Source organism: Mycobacterium sp. URHD0025, assembly GCF_000426065.1.
Lineage (GTDB): Bacteria > Actinomycetota > Actinomycetes > Mycobacteriales > Mycobacteriaceae > Mycobacterium.
This window is the reverse complement of record NZ_AUEQ01000001.1, coordinates 539,250-559,797: the sequence shown is the minus strand read 5'-3', so window position 1 is coordinate 559,797 and position 20,548 is coordinate 539,250. Positions and strand designations below refer to the sequence as shown.

General features: G+C 67.8%; 17 protein-coding genes. 7 read left to right on the top strand and 10 right to left on the bottom strand.

Translation table 11 applies throughout. The annotated features are described in order from the left end of the window. Positions 1-90 precede the first annotated feature (90 nt). Both H977_RS0102660 and H977_RS0102655 read right to left on the bottom strand, forming a co-directional pair. Positions 91-1,566, bottom strand: a complete 1,476-nt coding sequence (locus tag H977_RS0102660; RefSeq protein WP_029106397.1) for an aldehyde dehydrogenase — start codon at positions 1,564-1,566, stop codon at positions 91-93. A 55-nt stretch (positions 1,567-1,621) separates the two neighbouring features. Beyond that, positions 1,622-2,422 (bottom strand): class I SAM-dependent methyltransferase, encoded by an 801-nt coding sequence (locus tag H977_RS0102655; RefSeq protein WP_196808163.1) that lies wholly within the window; start codon positions 2,420-2,422, stop codon positions 1,622-1,624. Positions 2,423-2,470: 48 nt separating this feature from the next. Between H977_RS0102655 and H977_RS0102650 the strand changes: the two genes are divergently transcribed. Further along, entirely contained in the window at positions 2,471-3,640 is a 1,170-nt protein-coding gene (locus tag H977_RS0102650) for a glycosyltransferase family 4 protein (RefSeq protein ID WP_029106395.1), read from the top strand. A 418-nt stretch (positions 3,641-4,058) separates the two neighbouring features. On the opposite strand, the gene H977_RS32390 is transcribed toward H977_RS0102650, so the two are convergent. Together H977_RS32390 and pgfA are read right to left on the bottom strand one after the other, a co-directional pair. After that, a complete protein-coding gene (locus H977_RS32390) occupies positions 4,059-5,741 on the bottom strand; it encodes an MmpA family trehalose lipid delivery protein (protein ID WP_502691130.1) in 1,683 nt (560 codons plus the stop codon). After that, the gene (gene pgfA / locus H977_RS0102640) at positions 5,738-6,934 is read right to left on the bottom strand and encodes a cell envelope lipid trafficking protein PgfA (RefSeq protein WP_029106394.1); all 1,197 of its coding nucleotides are present in this window, start codon (positions 6,932-6,934) and stop codon (positions 5,738-5,740) included. Before pgfA ends, H977_RS32390 begins: the two co-directional genes overlap by 4 nt. 251 nt (positions 6,935-7,185) lie before the next feature. Here pgfA and H977_RS0102635 point away from each other — a divergent pair, with 251 nt between their 5' ends. Then, positions 7,186-8,304 carry an acyltransferase family protein gene (locus H977_RS0102635; RefSeq protein ID WP_231395868.1) on the top strand — a complete coding sequence of 373 codons (1,119 nt, stop codon included), beginning with the start codon at positions 7,186-7,188 and terminating at the stop codon, positions 8,302-8,304. 43 nt (positions 8,305-8,347) lie between these two features. Here the strand turns inward: H977_RS0102635 and H977_RS0102630 are convergent, their stop codons facing one another. From H977_RS0102630 to H977_RS0102620, 3 genes are read right to left on the bottom strand one after another with little or no spacing between them, the layout of a single operon-like run. Next, positions 8,348-9,319, bottom strand: a complete 972-nt coding sequence (locus tag H977_RS0102630; RefSeq protein ID WP_029106392.1) for a phosphotriesterase family protein — start codon at positions 9,317-9,319, stop codon at positions 8,348-8,350. A gap of 19 nt (positions 9,320-9,338) precedes the next feature. Further along, a complete protein-coding gene (locus H977_RS32385) occupies positions 9,339-9,755 on the bottom strand; it encodes a PPOX class F420-dependent oxidoreductase (RefSeq protein ID WP_036474819.1) in 417 nt (138 codons plus the stop codon). Continuing rightward, complete coding sequence (locus tag H977_RS0102620) at positions 9,752-10,222, bottom strand: MarR family winged helix-turn-helix transcriptional regulator (RefSeq protein WP_029106391.1); 471 nt, start codon at positions 10,220-10,222, stop codon at positions 9,752-9,754. The genes H977_RS32385 and H977_RS0102620 overlap by 4 nt, the downstream gene beginning before the upstream one ends. A gap of 120 nt (positions 10,223-10,342) precedes the next feature. Here H977_RS0102620 and H977_RS0102615 point away from each other — a divergent pair, with 120 nt between their 5' ends. Then, positions 10,343-10,957 (top strand): class I SAM-dependent methyltransferase, encoded by a 615-nt coding sequence (locus H977_RS0102615; RefSeq protein ID WP_029106390.1) that lies wholly within the window; start codon positions 10,343-10,345, stop codon positions 10,955-10,957. Here the strand turns inward: H977_RS0102615 and H977_RS0102610 are convergent. Next, positions 10,954-11,271, bottom strand: coding sequence for a GNAT family N-acetyltransferase (locus H977_RS0102610; protein ID WP_029106389.1), 318 nt, complete (start codon positions 11,269-11,271; stop codon positions 10,954-10,956). The two genes, H977_RS0102615 and H977_RS0102610, sit on opposite strands and share 4 nt — an antisense overlap. 40 nt (positions 11,272-11,311) lie before the next feature. On the opposite strand from H977_RS0102610, the gene H977_RS0102605 reads away from it, so the two are divergent. The 3 genes from H977_RS0102605 to H977_RS0102595 are packed head-to-tail and all read left to right on the top strand — an operon-like array spanning position 11,312 to position 14,577. Beyond that, positions 11,312-12,901, top strand: coding sequence for an MFS transporter (locus tag H977_RS0102605; RefSeq protein WP_029106388.1), 1,590 nt, complete (start codon positions 11,312-11,314; stop codon positions 12,899-12,901). A gap of 54 nt (positions 12,902-12,955) precedes the next feature. Beyond that, positions 12,956-13,621 (top strand): TetR/AcrR family transcriptional regulator, encoded by a 666-nt coding sequence (locus H977_RS0102600; protein WP_029106387.1) that lies wholly within the window; start codon positions 12,956-12,958, stop codon positions 13,619-13,621. Between the two features lie 14 nt (positions 13,622-13,635). Next, on the top strand, positions 13,636-14,577 hold the full coding sequence (locus tag H977_RS0102595; protein WP_029106386.1) for a R2-like ligand-binding oxidase: 942 nt from the start codon (positions 13,636-13,638) through the stop codon (positions 14,575-14,577). Positions 14,578-14,868: 291 nt separating this feature from the next. Here H977_RS0102595 and H977_RS32380 read toward each other — a convergent pair whose 3' ends face one another. Continuing rightward, the gene (locus H977_RS32380; protein WP_196808162.1) at positions 14,869-19,089 is read right to left on the bottom strand and encodes an alpha-(1->3)-arabinofuranosyltransferase; all 4,221 of its coding nucleotides are present in this window, start codon (positions 19,087-19,089) and stop codon (positions 14,869-14,871) included. Positions 19,090-19,129: 40 nt separating this feature from the next. Next, on the bottom strand, positions 19,130-19,303 hold the full coding sequence (locus tag H977_RS34640; RefSeq protein ID WP_003891682.1) for a DUF2613 domain-containing protein: 174 nt from the start codon (positions 19,301-19,303) through the stop codon (positions 19,130-19,132). A 103-nt stretch (positions 19,304-19,406) separates the two neighbouring features. On the opposite strand from H977_RS34640, the gene H977_RS0102575 reads away from it, so the two are divergent. Beyond that, the gene (locus H977_RS0102575; protein ID WP_029106385.1) at positions 19,407-20,546 is read left to right on the top strand and encodes a glycoside hydrolase family 3 N-terminal domain-containing protein; all 1,140 of its coding nucleotides are present in this window, start codon (positions 19,407-19,409) and stop codon (positions 20,544-20,546) included. Positions 20,547-20,548 lie beyond the last annotated feature (2 nt).

Genomic DNA, 20,548 nt, shown 5'->3' with positions numbered 1-20,548 from the left:
AATTCCGGCTGTCCGTTTCCTGGGGCCGCCAGACGCGAATGTCCCGGAAAACCGTGGTCTTCCGGGACATTCGCGGTTGTTCGAAAAGTTTTACTCCGGCGTGTACCCAAACGGCAGCAGCACGCTCTTGGCCTGGGTGTAGGCGTCGATGCCCTCCGGGCCGTTCTCGCGTCCGATGCCCGAGTTCTTGTAACCGCCGAACGGTGCGCCCGGATCGAAGGCGTACATGTTCACCGCGTAGGTGCCCGTGCGGATCTTCGAGGCGATCTCGACGGCCTTGGCGAAGTCCGTCGTGTACACGCTGCCGGCCAGGCCGTACGGCGAGTCGTTGGCGATGCGGACCGCGTCTTCCTCGGTGTCGAAGGGGATCACCACGAGCACCGGCCCGAAGATCTCCTCCTGCGCGATGGTCATCGAGTTGTCGACGTCGGCGAACACGGTGGGCTGCACGAACCAGCCGGAATCCAGACCCTCGGGACGGCCACCGCCGGTGACGATGCGTGCCCCCTCCTCGAGGCCCTTCTTGATGTAGCCCTCGACCCGGTCGCGCTGCTTCTCTGAGATCAGCGGGCCGATCATCGAGGCCGCGTCGTCGGGCAGGCCGACGGGCATGGCGGCGACGGCTGCCGAGAGCTTTTCGACGATCTCGTTGTAGCGCGACCGCGGCGCCAGAATGCGGGTCTGGCCCACGCAGGCCTGCCCACAGTTCATCAGGCCGGAGAACACCAGCATCGGGAGCGTGGAATCCACGTCGGCGTCCTCGAGGATGATCGCCGCGGACTTGCCGCCGAGTTCCAGCGTGCAGGGCTTGAGCTTCTCGGCGGCGATCTTGCCGATCTCCTTGCCGACGCCGCTGGAGCCGGTGAAGGTGAACTTGTCCAGCTCGGGGTTGGCGGTCAGCGCGCGGCCGGTCTCCGGGCCACCGGGCACCACGGAGAGCACACCCTCGGGCAGGCCGGCGTCGGCGAGCACCTCGGCGAACAGGTTGGTGGTGAGCGGTGTCTCGCCGGCCGGCTTCAGCACCACTGTGCAGCCGGCGAGCAGAGCCGGGCCCAGCTTGTTGCAGGCCAGGAAGAAGGGCACGTTCCAGGCGATGACGGCGCCGACGACGCCGATGGGCTCCTTGATGACCAGGGTCTGGCCGTAGATGCCGTCGCGGATGTCTTTCCAGTCGTACTTGTCGGCCGCGCCGGCGTAGTACTGCAGGCTCGACACACCCGCGCCGAACTGCATCATGTCGACGATGGTCGGCGGCTGGCCGGTCTCCAGCTTCAGCAGGTGCTTGAACTCTTCGGCCCGCTCGTTGATGAGCTCGACGGCCTTGGCCAGCACGCCCTGGCGTTCCTCGGGCGACATCTGGGGCCACGGGCCCTCGTCGAACGCCTTGCGGGCCGCGGCGCACGCGGCGTTGACATCGGCTTCGGCGGCCAGCGGTACCTGGCCGACCTTCTCCCCGGTGGCGGGAGAGAAGACCTCGATCACCTCGGAAGTCGAAGGCTCCACCCAGTGGCCGCCGATGAACAGTTTGTCGAATTCCGTCCTTATGGCGGCTGCGCTTTGTGTCATGGGCGTCACATTACCTAGGTTTCCCAAAAACGAGAACCTGTTCCAGTTGACTGTTTCAGGACGGTCGCAGGACCAGCACCAGATTGCTCACCAGGAACTCCCGTAACCCGGGAACCGACGTCATCCACCATGCCCATCGCGGGTGGTAGCGCGGGAAACTGGCGATCAACGAGCCGGTTGAGCGGCCCCACTGCAGACCGTCGGCCGCCGACACCGCGAACAACGACGAGCCGTAGTCGTTCTTGGGTCGGTGACCGTGCTTACGGGTGTAGCGCTCGGCGGCCCGGGCCCCGCCCAGATAGTGCGTCAACCCCATCTCGTGCCCGCCGAACGGGCCGAGCCACACCGTGTACGACAACACCGCAAGCCCGCCTGGTTTGGTCACCCGCAGCATCTCGTTGCCAAGCCGCCACGGGTGCGGCACATGCTCGGCGACGTTCGAGGACAGGCAGACGTCGACACTGTCGTCGGCGAAGGGCAGGGCCATCCCCGAGGCGCGGACGAACGTGCCCTCTGCGGCGTCGGCGTCCGCACCCACGCCGGATGTTGCCCCGGACGTCGCCGCCCTGGCGGCTCCGGCGTGCGCCTCCCGAGGATCCGGCTCCACCCCGATGTAACGCATGCCCGCTTGTTCGAACGCCGACGCGAAGTAGCCGGGCCCGCCACCGACGTCGAGCACCGTGCGTCCGGCGGCGGATTCGCCGGTAGCCGCCGTCCACAGATCGGTGGTCATCGCGACGGTGTCGGCGGCCAGCGCGCCGTAGAAGCGGGCCGGTTCGCTCTGCTCGAACCGGAACTGCGCCAGCAGACGCACCGATCGGCTCAGGGTTGCCCGCCTGGCAAAGCGCGCCGAGATATCGCTGGGCTGCACCCGCCCAACCTACTCACCGGTACTCTCAACACGATGTCTGCCCGTCCTGCCCCACGCCTGCGGAGCGTCCTGCTCCTGTGCTGGCGTGACACCGGACACCCTCAGGGCGGCGGCAGCGAGGCCTATCTGCAGCGGATCGGTGCCTGTCTGGCCGACGACGGCGTCGACGTCACGTTGCGCACCGCGCGCTACCCCGGAGCGGCTCGCCGCGAGGTGGTCGACGGGGTGCAGATCAATCGGGCCGGCGGGCCCTACAGCGTCTACATCTGGGCCGGGCTGGCCATGGTGGCGGCCCGCGTCGGCCTCGGGCCTTTGCGAAGGGTCCGGCCCGACGTGGTCGTCGACACCCAGAACGGGCTGCCGTTTCTTGCGCGGCTGGCGTTCGGCCGCCGGGTCGCGGTGCTGGTGCACCACTGTCACCGGGAACTGTGGCCGGTGGCCGGCCCGATGAAGGGCCGCATCGGCTGGTTCGTCGAGTCCAAGCTCTCCCCGCGGCTGCACCGTCGCAACCAGTACGTCACCGTGTCACTGCCCTCGGCCCGCGATCTCAACGAGCTCGGGGTGGATTCCGGGCGAATTGCTGTGGTGCGCAACGGACTTGACGAGGCTCCCGGCCGCACGCTGGAGCTGCCTCGCTCGACCAGTCCGCGGCTCGTGGTGCTCTCGCGGCTGGTGCCGCACAAGCAGATCGAGGATGCGCTCGAGGCGGTCGCGGCACTGCGTGACGAGGTGCCCGGACTGCACCTGGACATCCTCGGTGGCGGCTGGTGGCAGCAGCGGTTGGTCGAGCACGCCGAACTGCTGGGCATCTCGGAATCGGTGACGTTCCACGGTCATGTCGACGAAGAGACCAAACACCGTGTCTTGCAGCAGAGTTGGGTGCATGTGCTGCCGTCGCGAAAAGAAGGCTGGGGGCTTGCCGTCACCGAGGCGGCCCAACACGGAGTGCCCACCATCGGCTATCGCGCCTCTGGCGGGCTGACCGATTCGATCGTCGACGGCGTGACCGGGCTACTGGTGGAGGATCGCGACGGCCTGGTCGCGGGCATCCGTCAGCTCTTGGGTGACCCGGTCATGCGCGTGCAGCTGGGCAGCAAGGCGCAGACCCGGAGCGAGGAATTCTCCTGGAGGCTGAGCGCGGACGCGATGCGCGCCGTGCTGGGATGCGTGCACGAGGGCCAGTACGTCAGCGGGCTGGTGTAGTCCGCCGCTGACGCGAGCGTGGCGTGCGGGTACCGCTGATCACAGCAGTCACAACTTTCGAAGCGATATCCGATGTGCCCGGCTGTGCGCGACAATCGAGCGACAAGCGCCACATAGGAAACGCAGACCTCACGGACCCCATTGTCGCTCGGGGTTTTTGCTGCTTGTTCACCACTGGCCTCGTGAGCCTCAGAGGTCCAGTGCCCGGCTATCAGCGACTCTGTCGCGCATAGCTGGACAATCCGAAATTCGTTACCTACGCGCCTGTTGGGGCGTCAGTGACGTGAGTAGTGATCGCCCGTGTAACGAACGGTGTTCATGGTGCTCGTGCGGCGATTGTCGCTGAAAAGTCGCGCGCAGCCGGGCAACTCGGCACTTGCTTCCCCGCCGCGACACGCCGCCGACAGGCACGCCGCAGCTAACCGAGTCGGCCTGATCGTCCCTGTACTCGCCAGAAGCAGACAGCCATCCCGACCGCCCCGCCGACGAGGGTCAGCAGCCACACCAGATGTGCGGCGATCAACAGGGCTCGGTGGGGCGAGGCAGCTTGATCTCCGCCTATCCGGTATACGGCGATATCGCCATCTCGATAGGCCACCGGCAGATCGAGTTCTGCCGGCGCACCGTTGGTTTCGACCACCAACCAGCCGACGCCGGCGTCGGCCACCGCCTGACGGTCTGCGCCTGACCGCAGCAGGTCCTGCACCGCGTGGGCCCGCGTTCCCTCTCCGGGGATGACCTGACCACCGATCAACAGATCACCGGTCGACAGCACCTCGGCACGCAGCCACCGGGGGAGCGGATCGAGCACGGGAGCGCTTCCGGCCCAGTAGAACAACCGCATACTGTCCGGTGGCAGCGCGACCACCGGACGAGGGTCGGCGTTGATCTGCGCCGCCGCGGCGGCCCACCCGGGCGGGTACTGCACCGCGCGCATCTGATTGCCCACACCCCAGGCCAGATCGGGCAACACCGCGATCAGTGCGGCACACACCACCGCAGCCGAAGCGACCACGGGCACCCGGGCCCGGCGCAAGGTGACGGGCGCGGCGGCAGCGGCCAGCACATAGCCGGGCATGGCCAGCGCCACCCATTTCTGGCCGTCGCGCACCACGCCGAGACCGGGCACCGCCCGAATCGTCGCATCGACGAACTGCAGCCCCGGACCGGTCGCCATCGCGGCAGGGATCAGCACCGCCGCCACGGCCAGGATCAGCAGCGGTACCGCGCAGCGGTTACGGATCACGACGGGCAGGCCGAGGCCGACGATGCCGAGCAGCACCACAGTGGCGACCACCGCGAAAAGTGTTGTGCGTGAGCCGGGTACCGCGTCACCGTTCCAGATGCCGCCGAGACCGGCCAGACTTCCGAGGGTGGCCAGGCCGGGCTCGGCCCTGGCCGCGAACGCATGGACTCCGGCCGCCGATACCGGGGATGACACCGTTCCACCGACCGCCGCGGCCACCAGCCACGGCGTCGCGGCAAGCACGGCGGTGCCCAGCGCGAGCGCGGCGACCCGTGCGCGCCGCCAGCCGGGGCCGGGCGCCGCGACACACACCAGCGCGACCGTCGCGGCCAGCATCAGACCCGTCGGCGTCACACCGGCCAGCGCGGTCCAGAACAGCAGGCCCCAAGCCGAGGCGCAACGCGGCTCGGTGCGCAGCCGCAGCACGCAGACCGCGACCCAGGGCAGGCAGCCGTAACCGACCAGCAGGCTCCAGTGCCCCTGCAGCAACCGCTCGGCCACGTACGGACTCCAGACGGCCAGCGTCGCCGCGATGAACTGGCCCGGCAAACCCGATCCGAGCACGGTCGAGGCCAGTCGCGCGGCTCCCCAACCGGCCAACCACAGACCGGCCACCAGCAAGACCTTGACCACCACCCCGCCGTCGAGCACGGCCGAGGTGACAGCCACGAAGAAATCCTGGGGCAGCGCGCGCGGTGCGGCCTCGCCGAGCCCCAGCGCCGCATCGGTCAGATACGACTGCGGCGTGGAAACCGCGTCGCGTAAAAGCAGATAACCGGGCCCCAGCAGTGGCCCGGTTATCAGCAGAGACAGTGCCAGCGCATAGGCCGGCAGCACAGCAGAGCGCAAGCTCAGATCGGCCGGTCCGGTGGTAGGTCGGACGGTCGTTGAGCCGGCAGTTTCTCGGTCTTGGCCTCGGCACCGGGAACTTGGAAGCCCTGGGTGTCGAAGAATCCGTGATCGGCGGTGTCGAGTCCGGGATCGATCAGAGTGGACTCGGCGCGCACCGCGAACGAACCCACCACGGCGCCACCGACCAGGGCCAGCAGGCCGAGCGCGGCGAACGTGATCGGCAGGACACGCGTCCACAGTGACACCCGGTCACGCTCGTCCTGAGCGGCCGCGACCTGGGATTCGACGGTTTCGTCGTTGGAGGTGACCTTGTAGTCGACGTAGGTCACCTCTGGCTTGAGCGCGTCACGTGCGTAGTACTGGTAGCCGTGGTCCTGCTTCTTGACGATGGTGCCCGAGACCGGATCGACCCAGAAGGTGCGCTGCGCGGCGTAGAAGCGGTCCATCGTGATCCGCTCGTCGGGTTCCCCGGGCACACCCCACATCTCGGGGCTGGCGGTGACCGAACTGTCGGCGTCGTCTTCGTAGAGCGAGGAGTACTTCACCGGCTCGGCCAACTTGCCGTCGGAGTCGTAGCCCACGTTCTGGATGAACCGATAGGTGGTCAACCCGTTGACGTCTTCTTCACCGTCGTAGTTCGCGTCGAACGGCTTCTGCGCGATCGGGTCGAAAACCGGGTAGGTCTTCTTCTCGGTGTCGAACGGGAACCGGTAGGTCAGGCCCTCGTGCGGCAGCGCGACGTTCGTCGGAGGCTTCTCTTCGTCGATGGCCCGCGGCTTCTGCAGTGCCCCGCCGGGGTTGTTGTCGCTGGACACGGCCAGCGCCGTGCCGCGGTTCATGGTGACGGTGTCCACCAGCGCCAGCAGGAGGCCGGCGTCCTTCTGCCGGTCGGTGCGCCGCAGTGTGCTGCCCACCTGCAGGGTCACCACCTCGGCGTTGGACGGAGACTCCACGCTGACCTGTTGCTGCAATGCGACCGGCACGTTGCGGTCGACAGAGAATTTCGGGGCCACCAGCGATTCCGGATCGAAAGCGGTCGCGGTCCCATCGCTGACAAGGCTCGCATCCAGGTTGAGCGGGATCTTGGCGATCTTGCCCTTGGTGTACGTGGTCAGCAACAGTGCGGCAATCAGCAGGGCTGCACCCAGCCCCATCAGTCCGCATGCCGCGATACGCAGCGCCACTGCGCGGTTCAAACCGGGCCTCCTTCAGTGTGGGCCAACTCGTCGTGAGGCAAACCCGTTCGACCCTAACAGCACTATTTAAGGCCATCACTTACTCCGGTGACATCCCCCGGGGTGCGTTGACCCGCAGTTTGGCGGGGTTGCCGTGGCGCGGCACACTGGTCGCCGTGGCGACCGGAGTATCGGACCCGGAAACCGGTCAGGATTCGGGGTCGGATTCGGGGGTCGGCGGGACACGCAGCTTCCTGCCGGCCGTCGAAGGCATGCGCGCGTGCGCGGCCATGGGTGTGGTGCTCACCCACGTCGCCTTCCAGACCGGCCACACCACCGGGGTGAGCGGCCGGTTCTTCGGCCGGTTCGACCTCGCGGTCGCCGTGTTCTTCGCGCTCTCGGGTTTCTTGCTGTGGCGAGGTCATGCCGCGGCCGCCCGGGGCCTGCGCCCCCGTCCCCGCACCGGCCACTACCTGCGATCACGCATCGTGCGCATCATGCCGGGCTATGTGGTTGCCGTGGTGGTGATCATCCTGCTGCTTCCGGAGGCCAAGGCGGATCTGACGGTGTGGCTGGCGAACCTGACCCTGACCCAGATCTATGTGCCGCTGACGCTGACCGCGGGGCTGACCCAGATGTGGAGTCTGTCGGTCGAGGTCAGTTTCTATCTGGCGCTACCCTTGCTGGCGCTCTTGGCGCGGCGGTTACCCGTGCGGGCCCGGATCGGCGTCATCATCGCGCTGGCGGCGCTGAGCCTGCTGTGGGTGCGCATTCCGTTCTCCGGCACCACTGGGCTCAACCCGTGGAACTGGCCGCCGGCGTTCTTCTCGTGGTTCGCCGCGGGGATGGTGCTGGCTGAACTCACGGTGAGCCCATTCGGCTGGGTGCACCGGCTGGCCCGGCGGCGGGTGCTGATGGGTGTCATCGCCGCGGTGGCGTTCGGGATCGCGGCTTCGCCGCTGGCCGGCCTGGAAGGGCTGCGCCCGGGCTCGGTCGGTCAGGTGACGCTGAAGACCGCGATGGGCGCGATCGTCGCAGGCGCGCTGCTGGCACCGCTGGTGCTCGACCACCCGGACACCCGGCACCCGATCCTGGGCAACCGGGTGATGGTCACGCTGGGCCGCTGGTCCTACGGGCTGTTCGTCTGGCACTTGGCGGCGTTGGCCATGGTGTTCCCGATGATCGGCGAATTCCTGTTCAACGGCCAGATGCTGGTGGTGTTGGTGCTGACGCTGGTGTTCGGCTTCGCGCTGGCCGCCGTGAGCTACGCGCTGGTGGAATCACCGTGCCGGGAGGCGTTGCGGCGCTGGGAGTACCGGAACGAGCGGCCGGTGCCGCCGTTGGACAGTTCCATCACCGACCAGCCCGAGCCCGCTCCGGTCGCGCGATGACTTCGTCACGGTTCAGGGGTGCGTCGCACGGTCCCGAATGAGCTCAGTATCCGCCCTTGTGGTCGAAGATCCGGCGCGGGTTGTCGACGAGCATCGTGTTGATCTGTTCCTCGGTGACCCCACGTTCGCGCAGTGCGGGCAGCACGTCGTTGTGGATGTGCAGGTAATGGCTGTTCGGTAGCGCCGCGGAGGTCATCTCGTCGGGCAGCGCGTCGAAATAGCACCAAGTGTCGTGGGAGAGCACCATCTTCGCGGCGTGGCCGCGCTCGCACATCGTGGCCACGGTTGCCACCCGATCTTCGAACGGCAGGTAGACGTCGACGCCGAAGCGGTCCATACCGAGGTAGGAACCGTTGGCGATCAACTCTTCGAGATAGCCGATGTCGGTGGTGTCGCCCGAGTGCCCGATCACCACCCGCGACAGATCGACTCCCTCCGCGGCGAAGATGCGCTGCTGCTCGAGGCCGCGCCTGGTGGCCGCGTGGGTATGGGTGGTGATCGGCGCGCCCGTCTGCCGGTGTGCCTGGGCGACAGCCCGTAGAACGCGCTCGACACCGGGGGTGATGCCCGGTTCATCGGTGGCGCACTTGAGGATTGCCGCCTTTATCCCCGTGTCTGCGATGCCATGCTCGATGTCGCGGACGAACATCTCGGTCATCGGGTCGGTCTGTCCCGGTGCGGGCCCGTTGAAATGCAGCGCCAGCGGCAGGTCGTTGTACGTGTAGAAGCCCGTGGCGACGACGATGTTGAGGTCGGTGGCCTCGGCGATCCGGGCGATGCGCGGAATGTAGCGGCCCAATCCGATCACCGTGAGGTCGACGATGGTGTCGACGCCGCGGGATTTGAGTTCGGTGAGCCGCGCGATGGCATCGGCTTCCCGGCTGGCGTCGTCGCCCCATGACTCCGGGTAGTTCTGGACCAGCTCGGTCGTCATGATGAAGACATGCTCGTGCATGAGCGTGACGCCGAGGTCAGAGGTATCGATGGTTCCGTGGGCGGTGTTGACTGTCGGCATCAGCCCGATGCTAGGTGGATCAGTCGGCTGTGTGCGGGGATTCAGCCCAGTCCCTGGCAGTGGTGCCCGCGCCGTCGAGTCCCCAGCTGATGATCCGGTGCGGCGCGATCCGGATGATGTCGCCGCTCAGCCCGCCGCCGGTGGTGCCCGCTCCGGGCAGTACCTTTGCCGTGCCGCGGATTTCGATTCCGCGAGCGTCGGGCGGGTGGACCGAGAGCACCGTGTCGACGATGAACGCCACCTGCGGATTGCGAACCGCGTTGCGCCACTTCTGTGTCGAGGCCAGGGCGTGGCCGACGATGTCGATGCCGGCCTGGTCAGGACTCAGGTGGACACCGACGGGGCGGATCTGTGGGTCGCCGTGGCGGCCCACGGTGGCGAGCCGCCCGATCGGTTGGTCGCATAGATAGGCGAGCTCGGCAGCGGTGAAGGTCACGATGTCTGCTCCCGGTCGTGGTCTTCCAGATATCGGTGGATCCGGTCGAATACCGTTTCGACACAGTCGAGTTCGTCGGCGCGGATGTGGTCGAAGAACAGCTCGCGTACCGATTGGGTGTGCAATGGCACCGCCTGGCGCAGTGTGTCCATGCCGCTGGCGGTGAGTACGGCCCGGTGGCCCCGGCGATCTTCGGGAACAGGTTCGCGCAGAACCAGCCCCCGCTTGGTCATCGAGGTGATCTGGTAGGTGATGCGGCTGCGGGAGAACACCATCTTGTCGGCGAGTTCGCTCATCCGCAGCCGGTGCTGCGGGGCTTCCGACAGCAGCATCAGCACGTGGTAGTCCATCAGGGTCAGACCGGTCGCCTCGCGTAGCCGTTCGTCGAGTTTGGTCTCCAGCCGCAGGCTGGCCTCGATGTAGGGCCGCCAGGCTCGTTCCTGCGCGGTGGACAGCTTGCGCGCCATCGTCCTCCAATCGGCCTACCAGTTCAGGTTTGAACAGTGTGAAGCATCGGCTTGTCATGCGTCATATCTCGACCTATCGTCAATGTAGTACAAATTTGAATTACATGAAGGGGCGACGACATGACTCACGGGATCGATTGGGACGACGCCTACCGGCAGCAGCAGCCTCCCGCGTGGAGTATCGGTGCGCCGCAGCCGGAATACGCCGCGGTCTTCGACGCCGACGGTGCCGTACACGGTGAAGTGCTCGACGCCGGCTGCGGTCACGCCGCGCTGGCGCTGGCACTGGCTGAGCGTGGCCACACCGTGGTCGGCATCGACCTGAGCCCGACGGCCGTGGCCGCCGCAGCCGCGGGCGCCGAGGAACGCGGGCTGACGAATGCGACGTTCGCGGCGGCCGACATCTCGTCGCTCACCGGGTACGACGGGCGGTTCGGCACGATCTTCGACAGCGGGTTGCTGCATGCTCTGCCGAATGAGCTACGTGAGGGTTACCTGCGCTCGATGCACCGCGCGGCCGCCCCCGGTGCGCGGTTCTACATTCTGGCGTTCGGCACAGGCGCATTCGCCGAGCACGACGGTCCTGGTCCGACTCAGTTCACCGAAGACCAATTGCGCGAGGAGGTTTCGAAGTACTGGCAGGTGGACGACATCCGTCCGGCCCAGCTACACGCCGCCCTGCCCGAAGGCCGCACGCAGATGCCCGGCTTCCTGGTGTCCGCGACCAAGGCTTAGTTGGCGGCTTCGACCACGGCCAGCGCCTCAGGGGTGACCGGGTCGAGGATGTCATCGAAGTCGTGGTGTTTCTGCACGTACTTGGCGACGTACGGGCAGACCGCGACGATGCGCTTGCCGGCGGCGCGGGCATCGGTCAGCGCGGCGTCGACCAGTTCTCCTGCCAGACCGCGGCCGCCGAACGCGTCGTCGATCTCGGTGTGATAGAAGATGCGCTGATCGCCGGAGTCGGCATAGGCCGCGAGGCCGGCATGTTCGCCGTCGACAGTGATCTCGTAATGGCGTGCTTCGGGATTGTTGCGGACTTCAGCCATGTCCTCACTATGCCGCAACGGCACTGGCACGATCAGTGAGATGGCGGACCGAGCAACGTCGACCTGGGCGCCGTTGGCGTCGCCGATCTACCGGGCACTGTGGATCGCACAGTTCGTCTCCAATCTGGGGACGTGGATGCAGACGGTGGGCGCCCAATGGATGCTGGTCGGCGATCCGCGTGCCCCGGTGCTGGTGCCGTTGGTGCAGACCGCCACCACGCTGCCGGTGATGCTGCTGGCCCTGCCGTCTGGCGTGCTCGCGGATCTGATCGACCGACGCCGGTTGCTGCTGGCCACCCAGGGTGCCATGGCCGCCGGGGTGGCGGCGCTCGCGATGCTGACCGGTGCCGGGCTGGCCACTCCGACGGTGCTGCTGACCCTGCTGTTCCTGATCGGCTGTGGGCAGGCACTGACCGCGCCCGCCTGGCAGGCGATCCAACCGGATCTCGTTCCCCGCGAGCAGATTCCAGCGGCTGCCGCATTGGGCAGCATGAGCATGAACGGCGCTCGGGCCATCGGCCCGGCGATCGCCGGCGCACTGGTGTCCTTGTCGGGGCCGACGCTGGTGTTCGCGCTCAACGCGGTGTCGTTCGCCGGGATCGTGGTGGTGCTGCTGCTCTGGCGCCGTCCCGCCATCGAGCACCTGCTACCGACCGAGCGACCGTTGGCCGCCCTCAGTGCCGGCGGCCGATTCATCCGGCGCTCGCCGATCATCCGGCGGATTCTGCTGCGGGCGGTGTTGTTCATCGCCCCGGGCAGCGCGTTGTGGGGCCTGCTCGCGGTCGTCGCCGAGCGGCAACTGGGATTGTCGTCATCCGGCTACGGGCTGCTCCTTGGTGCGCTGGGGGTGGGGGCCGTACTCGGGGCCCTCGGATTGGGCCGGCTGCAGTCGGCCTTCGGGCTCAACAGCTTGCTGATCGTCGCGGCGCTCGGATTTGCCGGTGCCACTGCGGTTCTGGCGTTGGTCCACAACTTCGGGGTTGTCCTGGTGGCGCTCGTCGTCGGCGGCACATCCTGGCTGCTGGCGCTGTCCACTCTCAACGCCTCCATGCAGTTGAGTCTGCCCGCGTGGGTACGGGCCCGCGGACTGTCGGTGTACCAGTTGACCTTCATGGGCGGCCAGGCCATCGGCTCTCTGGTGTGGGGGCTGGTCGCCGGTGCCGCGGGCACCGTCACCGCCCTGCTGATCAGCTCGGCCCTGCTGGTGTTCTGCGCGGTATCGGACTGGTGGTGGCCGTTGCACCCACGCACGGGTGATCTGGATCTGACCCCGTCTGCCCACTGGCCCGAACCTGCCCTGGTGTTCGAGCCGGAGCCGCCCGACGGCCCGGTTCTGGTGTTGACCTCCTACCGGGTGGAGCCCGAGCACGAGACCGAGTTCTTCGCGGCGATGGGCGTGCTGGGCAGGTCCCGGCAGCGCACCGGGGCCACGCAATGGCAGTTGTTCCGCAGCGGGGAACGCGACGGCACGTTCGTCGAGGCGTTCGTGGTGCGGTCCTGGGATGAGCATGTGCGCCAGCACCGCACCCGGCTGACGGGAAACGACCTGCTCATCGAGCAGGCGGTCGAGCGTTGGGTGCAGGGCGAGCCGGTCTCGCACCATCTGATCGCGGTGAAGAAGACTTCTTGACTGTGAGGCGGCTCACAGTAGTATGACCAGTGGTCATACAGGCTGGAGAGTCAGATGCCGACAGTCACCTGGGCACGTTTGGATCCCGCTCGCAGAGCTGCGGTGGTGGATGCCGCCGAGGCGGAATTCGGGGCGCACGGGTACTCCCGCGGCAGCCTGAACGTCATCGCGCGTAAAGCCGGTGTCGCGAAAGGCAGCCTGTTCCAATATTTTGCGGACAAGCGCGATCTGTACGCCTTCATCGCCGACATCGGTAGCCAGCGCGTGCGGGCGTACATGGAGGAACGCATCCGTGCCCTCGACCCGAGCCGCCCGTTCTTCGAGTTCCTCACCGACCTGCTCGACGACTGGGTGGCCTACTTCGCCGACCACCCGCAGGACCGCTCGCTGCACGCCGCGGCGAGCTTCGAGGTGGACACGGATGCCCGCATCAGCGTGCGTACGGTGATCCACCGTCACTATCTCGAGGTGCTGCGCCCGCTGGTCCGGGACGCGCAGAACCGTGGTGACCTGCGGGCGGACGCCGATACGGACGCGTTGTTATCGCTGCTGCTGATGATCATTCCGCACCTGGCGCTGGCGCCCTATGTGCGCGGCGTGGATCCGGTTCTCGGCCTCGATGAGCCGACCCCGGAACAGCCGGCACTGGCCGTACGCCGCCTCGTCGGGGTGTTGTCGGCCGCATTCTCCGGCTCTCATCAACCAGCTCACCAGACCTGAGGAGGTCAATTCCCATGTCGCACACAAAGTTCGGATCCCTGGCCAAGGGCGGTCTCAACTGGGACAGTGTCCCCTTGAAGTTGTTCGCCGGCGGGAATGCCAAGTTCTGGAACCCGGCCGATATCGACTTTTCCCGTGACCGGGCGGACTGGGAGGCGCTGACGGACCGGGAACGTGAGTACGCCACCCGGCTCTGCGCCGAGTTCATCGCGGGCGAGGAGGCCGTCACCAAGGACATCCAGCCTTTCATGACCGCGATGCGGGCCGAGGGCCGCCTGGGCGACGAGATGTACCTGACGCAGTTCGCCTTCGAGGAGGCCAAACACACCCAGGTGTTCCGCATGTGGCTCGACGCCGTCGGGATCACCGACGATCTGCACAACTACTTCGACGAGCTACCCGCCTACCGGCAGGTGTTCTACGAGGAGCTGCCCGCGTCACTCGAAGCGTTGTACACCGACCCGTCGCCGGCCGCCCAGGTGCGGGCATCGGTGACCTACAACCACATCGTCGAAGGCATGCTGGCGCTCACGGGATACTATGCGTGGCACAAGATTTGCGTCGACCGAGGGATCCTGCCCGGGATGCAGGAGCTGGTCCGGCGGATCGGGGACGACGAACGTCGTCACATGGCATGGGGCACCTTCACCTGTCGGCGCCACGTCGCCGCCGATGACGCCAACTGGGCGGTGTTCGAGGAGCGGATGAACGAGCTGATCCCGCTGGCACTGCGGCTCACCGAAGAGGGGTTCGCCCTCTACGCACCCGACATCCCGTTCGGCCTGGTGCAGGACGAGTTCATGCAGTACTCCGCGGACAAGGGTATGCGCCGGTTCGGCACCATCAGCAGCGCCCGAGGCCGGCCGCTCGAGGAGATCGACCTCGACTACTCGCCGCTGACACTGGAGGACACGTTCGCCGACGAGGACGCGAGAGCGCTGGCGGCCACGGCCTGATCATGCCGCGGCGACCACGGGCAGTGCGGTGTCGGCGAACCCCTCAGCCGCCGACACCGCAGCCCTGCGCGCCAATAAGTGCGCAACCACGCGAACACAGCTAAGCCAGGCGAGCCAGCCGTCAACTGACTGCCTAGTTACTGCATCCAATCGGGCGCGATCCTGGTCCGCTTCCTGCGTTCCCCCATGCAGCAAAGCGATCTCCGGGACTGCGCCCCGCGTGCCGGTACCGTAAGTACCGCATACCCGGCTTGTCAACCGCTTGACCGAAGGTTTCGGCGCAGGGCCAGGTCAGCCGGGGTCGGGCGAAGGCTCGGAAGTTTGCTGAGGCGTGATCGTCGATGCCGCGACAAAGGTGACCGACAGCAGCGCGAGAAGCTGCACCCACGGCGAGTGCCCGACATAACCGTCGACCGACCGCCACGGGTATTGACTCAGCGTCGCCCCTGCCAGGATGAGCCCGCCGGCCGCCACGGTCACGGTCAGCCGCTCGCGCCAGATGTCGCGATCGCGCAGAAGGTAGCGCAGCCCGACCGCGGCACCGGCGACCAGTAATCCCGGAAGGCCGGATATGGCTGTCCCCACTGCGAGTACCGCTGCGCCGGCGAGCATCGGCGCCGGCTGCCACGGTCGCACCGGATCGAGATCCGGGCTACGGCGCCGGGCCGGCCACAGCGCCAGCAGGGCCAGCACCGGCAGCAGTGCGAGGCCACCGATCAATCCGATTCGGTAGGGCCGGTTTGAGGGGAAGGTCAGCGTCACGGGACCGTCCGACCCGGCCGGGACAACCCAGCCCTGCTGCCATCCATTGATCTTCACCGGGGTCAGCACGTCCCCGTCGGCGTTGCGGGCGATCCACCCCGGGTTCACGCTTTCGGGCACCACCAACACCCGGGCGCCGGCGGATGACGGCATTTGTATCTCGCGACGATCCGCTGACCATACCGGGGTCTGGACGGGAGTTGTTGTCGCCGTGCGCAGTTGAGCAGCGGCCGGGGTATTGAGCACGACACCGTCGACGACGAATGCCGAACCCGGGCTGACCAGGAGTTCCTGCTGGCCAGCAGGAAGGGTGATCGGACCGGTGTGGCATGGACGCGCAGGAATCGGAGCGCTGTCGAGCAGTGCTCCGACCGTGGTCTGCACCGAGGTCTGGACGAACTGCCCGGCGACACCGATGATCGGGCCCTGGCCGCACGGAAGTGACACTGTCCGTTTGCGATTGGCGGCGGAGTCGGCTGCGGCGATCGGCTTGCCGCGGACGTCGAGGGCCGTGAGTTCGGCCAGGCCGGGTGGCTTGAGCTGGTCGAAGCCCAGCGAGGTGCGGTCGATGATGTCGTTCCAGCCCAACAACGACACGGTGATGGTGTCCGTCATCCGCGGTTTGAGCTCCGCGGTCTGGACGTCACCGTTGCCGGTGAGCTTGCGCACCTGCGGACCGTCGCCGAGGTCGATCGCCACCAGCGTCGGGTGGGCGGGCGGTTCGTTGGCACCGGGGTCGATCCGCAGCGCGCCGACCTCGGTCGGAGCCGGCAATTTCAGCGTCAGCGTGGGCGGTGCCTTGAACTGAACAACGCGTTGCGGAGCAGTCCATGATGTTCGTGGGTCGCCGTCGGTGGCGGCGAATGACGAGCCGAGCACATCGATCGGGTCGGCGTCACCGGAGGCGCGGGTGGTCCCCGGTTGGGCGACCAGATCGGCCAGCTTGGGTCCCTGCCGGGATCGGATCCACACCGTCGGCTCGACTTCGGTGGGGGCGGGCACCGCGAGCGTACGGCTCATGTTGACGGGCTCCTCCGAGGCCAACGCCAGCGCCGCCGCGCACCGCACCCCGGCCGGACTGTCGGCGCAGCCAGACCGGCCCAGCAATTCTGTGCCCAGGTCCCATTGTGCGACCACGGAATCCGCTGGGGGCGTGGGGACCTCGACGGTGTGCCGGAGGTTGATGGGGTGCGCGAAACCCGACGCGTCGTACTGGGTGACGGACAGGTCCGTGATGCCGAACTGGACTCCGGCGGAGCCATCGTCTGTGGCGACCGCGGTGACCCGTACCCACGGGGTCTCGCCGACCGGCAGCGGCACGGTCAACTGCTGGCCGGCGGTGTCGAAACGCAGGCTGCTGGTGCCGGTCGCGGTGGCCACCTCGATGCGGCGCACCTGAGCACCGACCGCCGTGGCGCTCGGGGTGATGGTCAGCGTGGCATTGGTGACCGGGTGATCGAAATCGACCTGCAGCCATTGGCCGACGGCGGCCTGCAGGGCGTTGGACACCCACGATGTCGAACCGTCGCTGTCGACGGCCGCAGCGGGTCCGGTGGCCGGCGCGACGTTGGGCAGGGCGGTGGAGTCCGCCGCGGAACTCGACACCGATATCCGTCCGCCGTTCCACTCGCCGTACACCGGCGCGGCCCCGTCGGAGGGATAGTCCGGGACCCGATTGTGCGTGTGGCGCGCGTCGTCGGGCGCGCGGATCGCCGACGCGTGGTCGTCGACGCGGCCGTAGTCGATCTCGCGCGCCGTCGGGGTGTCGGTGACGATCACTCCGGCGGATCCGTCCGGTTGTACGGGCAGCCCGGCCCGTTCGGCGTCGGCGGTCAGCAGCATCGGTCCGAGCGGGGCCTTGCCGGCCAGACGCCGGCGCTCGTCCAGGCGCAGCAGGGCCTCGGGCGCACCGGCCACCCGGGTCATCGCATCGGCGTCGACGAGGTAGGGCGCGGCCGGGTTGGTTCCGCCCGTTTCGACGCGGAAGATCTCGACGGCGGGATATCGGGGACGCAGGCCGCTGTCGGCGACGAAGCCCTCCAGCATCCCCGGTCCGACCGGGTCGCCGAACTCCGCCACCTTCGTCAGTCCGGGAGAACCCTCGATCGACCGGTGGACCAGCACCGGGCGGGCCGACCGGGACACGTCGGGATCCAGGTCGTTGCGCACCACGACATAGGAAATGCCTTGCCGGGCAAGGCTGTCGGCCAGTCCGGCAGAGGGCCGGCCGGCGGCGAACAACCGCTGCACCGAATCCAGGGCGCGAATCGTCTCCGGTGGTGTCAGCGGAATCGAATCCCGCACGCCCCACGGGCTGGATCCGAGCACCTGCAACGGTTCGTCGTGGCTGTTGCCCCAGGTCTGGGTGGCGAACGGGGCGCCGGGAGCGACCAGCACCCTTCCCCGCTGGGTGTTGTGCGCATCGAGCCAGTCCGCGGTGTCGTGCCAGTACTGCGGGATGGCGGTGAATGTTCCGGCCGGAGCGATCCGCCCCGTCCAGGCGATCGAGGTCCCGGCTGCCATGGCTGCGAGCACCACGATGGCCACCGCGATCCGCTTGTCGCGCTCGGGCCGGGAGAACGCTCTGACCCAGACCGGTAGAGGTGCGCTGCCCGGCAACGGAATACGGCCGAGCAGATGCGCCAGCCCGAGCGCCAACGGCAGTCGCAGTATCGGGTCGAGCTTGGACAGGTTGCGCAACGGCGTGCCGGTTCCGTCCAGGAACTCCTGGACGGCGGTCCCGATCGGGGATCCCAGCCCGCCGGAGTAGCCCAGCGCCAGCAGCACCACACCGATCAACAGCATGGTGATCAGTCGGCCCCGCGCGGGCATCGAGCGCAGCGCCAGCCCGGCCAGGCCGGCGGCGGCCAGCAGGGCGGTGGCCAGCACCGCGACCGTGCTCGTCACAAGGGAGGCGGCCGCCGTCGCGGTGGACGCCACGAACGGAGTCCAGGTGTGGGTGCCGCGCAGCATCTCGGTCAGCGACATCCACTGGGTGGTGACGCCGGAGGATTCGATGAAGTCCAGGAACGGTGGGCTGATCCGGCCCAGCAGCAGCAGCGGCACCACCCACCACGTGACGGCCAGCACGCCGCACAACGCCCACCAGGCGGTGAATCGCCACCACAGCCGGTTCGGCCGGTGGCAGGTCCACCAGATGATCGCCGCCAGGCAACCGGTCAGGGTGGCGACCGCGTTCACCGCACCCATGAGCGCGACCGCGCCCGCGGACCGGGCGGCCATGAGCCGCAGATTCCGGTCTCCGCGGAACGCCAGGATGATCGGCAGCAGCACCCACGGCGCCAGCATCACCGGCAGCGTCTCCGACGAGATCGCGCCGAGGGTGGTCAGCACACGCGGTGACAGCGTGAACGCGAGCGCGCCGAGCACCCGGGAACTGGTACTGCCAATGCCGTGCCCATCGTTCAAGGCCTCGGCGACCCGCAGAAAACCCCAGAAGCCGACGGTGAGCAGCAGCGCCCACCACAGCCGCTGGGTCACCCAGCCGGGAATTCCGAGCAGGTCACCGGCCAGGAAGAAGGTGCCGTGCGGAAAGAGGTAGCCGTAGGCCTGGTTCTGCGCCTGCCCGAACGGCAGATCGCTGTTCCACAGATTGAACGCACGTGCCAAGAACCTCAGCGGATTCGCGGTGAGGTCGAGCTTCGTGTCGGGCGATATCTCTCCGGGCGACTGGGCGAAAGTCAGGAGCAGTGTCGCAGCGGCGACCACCCACAACCAGCGCCGCGACAGTGGCGGGTCAAGTGCCCGCCGCGTTGGCGGCACATCCAAGCTAGGACCGGTCGCCGTACTCGACCCGGTTGAGCACAGATGACGCCGGGTCGCCCGCTTGCAGCGGAGGCTTCGTGTCCTGCTGCACCATCAGCGTCACTCCGAAAACGGCAGCCGCGCCCAACAGCAGGCCGACGACGATGCTGGCCGCGGAGGGTACGACGAACCGGTTCACCCGGCCAACTTAACATGACGACACCCTGAATCCGCTCGAGGCGGACATGGGTCGACACGCGGAGAATCGATTACCGGTTCCTCAGCGGCTAAGGTCGGGGCCCATGGCTTCACCGCGCCTCGTCGCTACTTTCGCAGCGCTGTCCGGACTGTTGCTGGCCTGCTCCCCGAGCACTCCGGCGCCCGAGTCCCAGTCCTCGGACACGAAGCCGATGTCCACCCACGCGCCGATGCCGGCGGCGCCGGTCTGCGACCTTGCCAGTCTGTCGCCCCGTGACAAGCTCGCGCAGTTGCTGACCGTCGGTATCAAGGATGCGGCTGACGCCCGTTCGGTGGTGTCCGAGCAGCACGTCGGCGGCATCATGATCGGCAGCTGGACCGACCTGTCGATGCTCACCGATGGATCCCTGCCCGATATCTCGGCCGCAGGCCCGCTGCCGCTCGCGGTCACCGTGGACGAGGAGGGCGGCCGGGTGTCACGGTTGTCCTCGTTGATCGGCGAGCAACCGTCGGCGCGGGTGCTGGCCCAGACCAAATCCGTCGACGAGGTGTACGGGATCGCCCGGGAGCGCGGACAGAAGATGCGCGACCTCGGGATCACCGTCGACTTCGCGCCCGTCGTCGACGTCACCTCGGACGCCGATGACACCGTCATCGGCGACCGGTCCTTCGGGGACGATCCGGCCAAGGTCACCGACTACGCCGGCGCCTACGCCCGCGGCCTTCGGGATGCCGGCGTGCTTCCGGTGCTCAAGCACTTCCCGGGACACGGCCACGGCTCGGGTGACTCGCACACCGCCGGCGCCGTCACCACACCGCCGCTGTCCGAGCTGCAGAACAACGATCTCGTGCCGTACCGCACGCTGACCACGCAGCCGCCGGTCGCGGTGATGGTCGGACACCTCGAGGTCCCTGGCCTGACCGGGGCCGATCCCGCGAGCCTCAGCCCCGCTGCCTATGACCTGCTGCGCTCGGGCAACTACGGTGGGCCCGGTTTCAACGGCCTCATCTACACCGACGACCTGTCCAGCATGGCCGCGATCAACCAGCGCTACGGCGTGGCCGCGGCGGTCCTCAAGGCGTTGCAGGCCGGGGCCGACAATGCGTTGTGGATCACCACTGATGAGGTGCCCGCAGTGCTGGATGGGCTGGAGAAGGCGCTGGCCGACGGCCAGCTGAACCAGGCCGCCGTGGACGCCGCGGTGCAGCGCAACGCCGACGCCAAGGGCGGGGTGCACTGCTGATC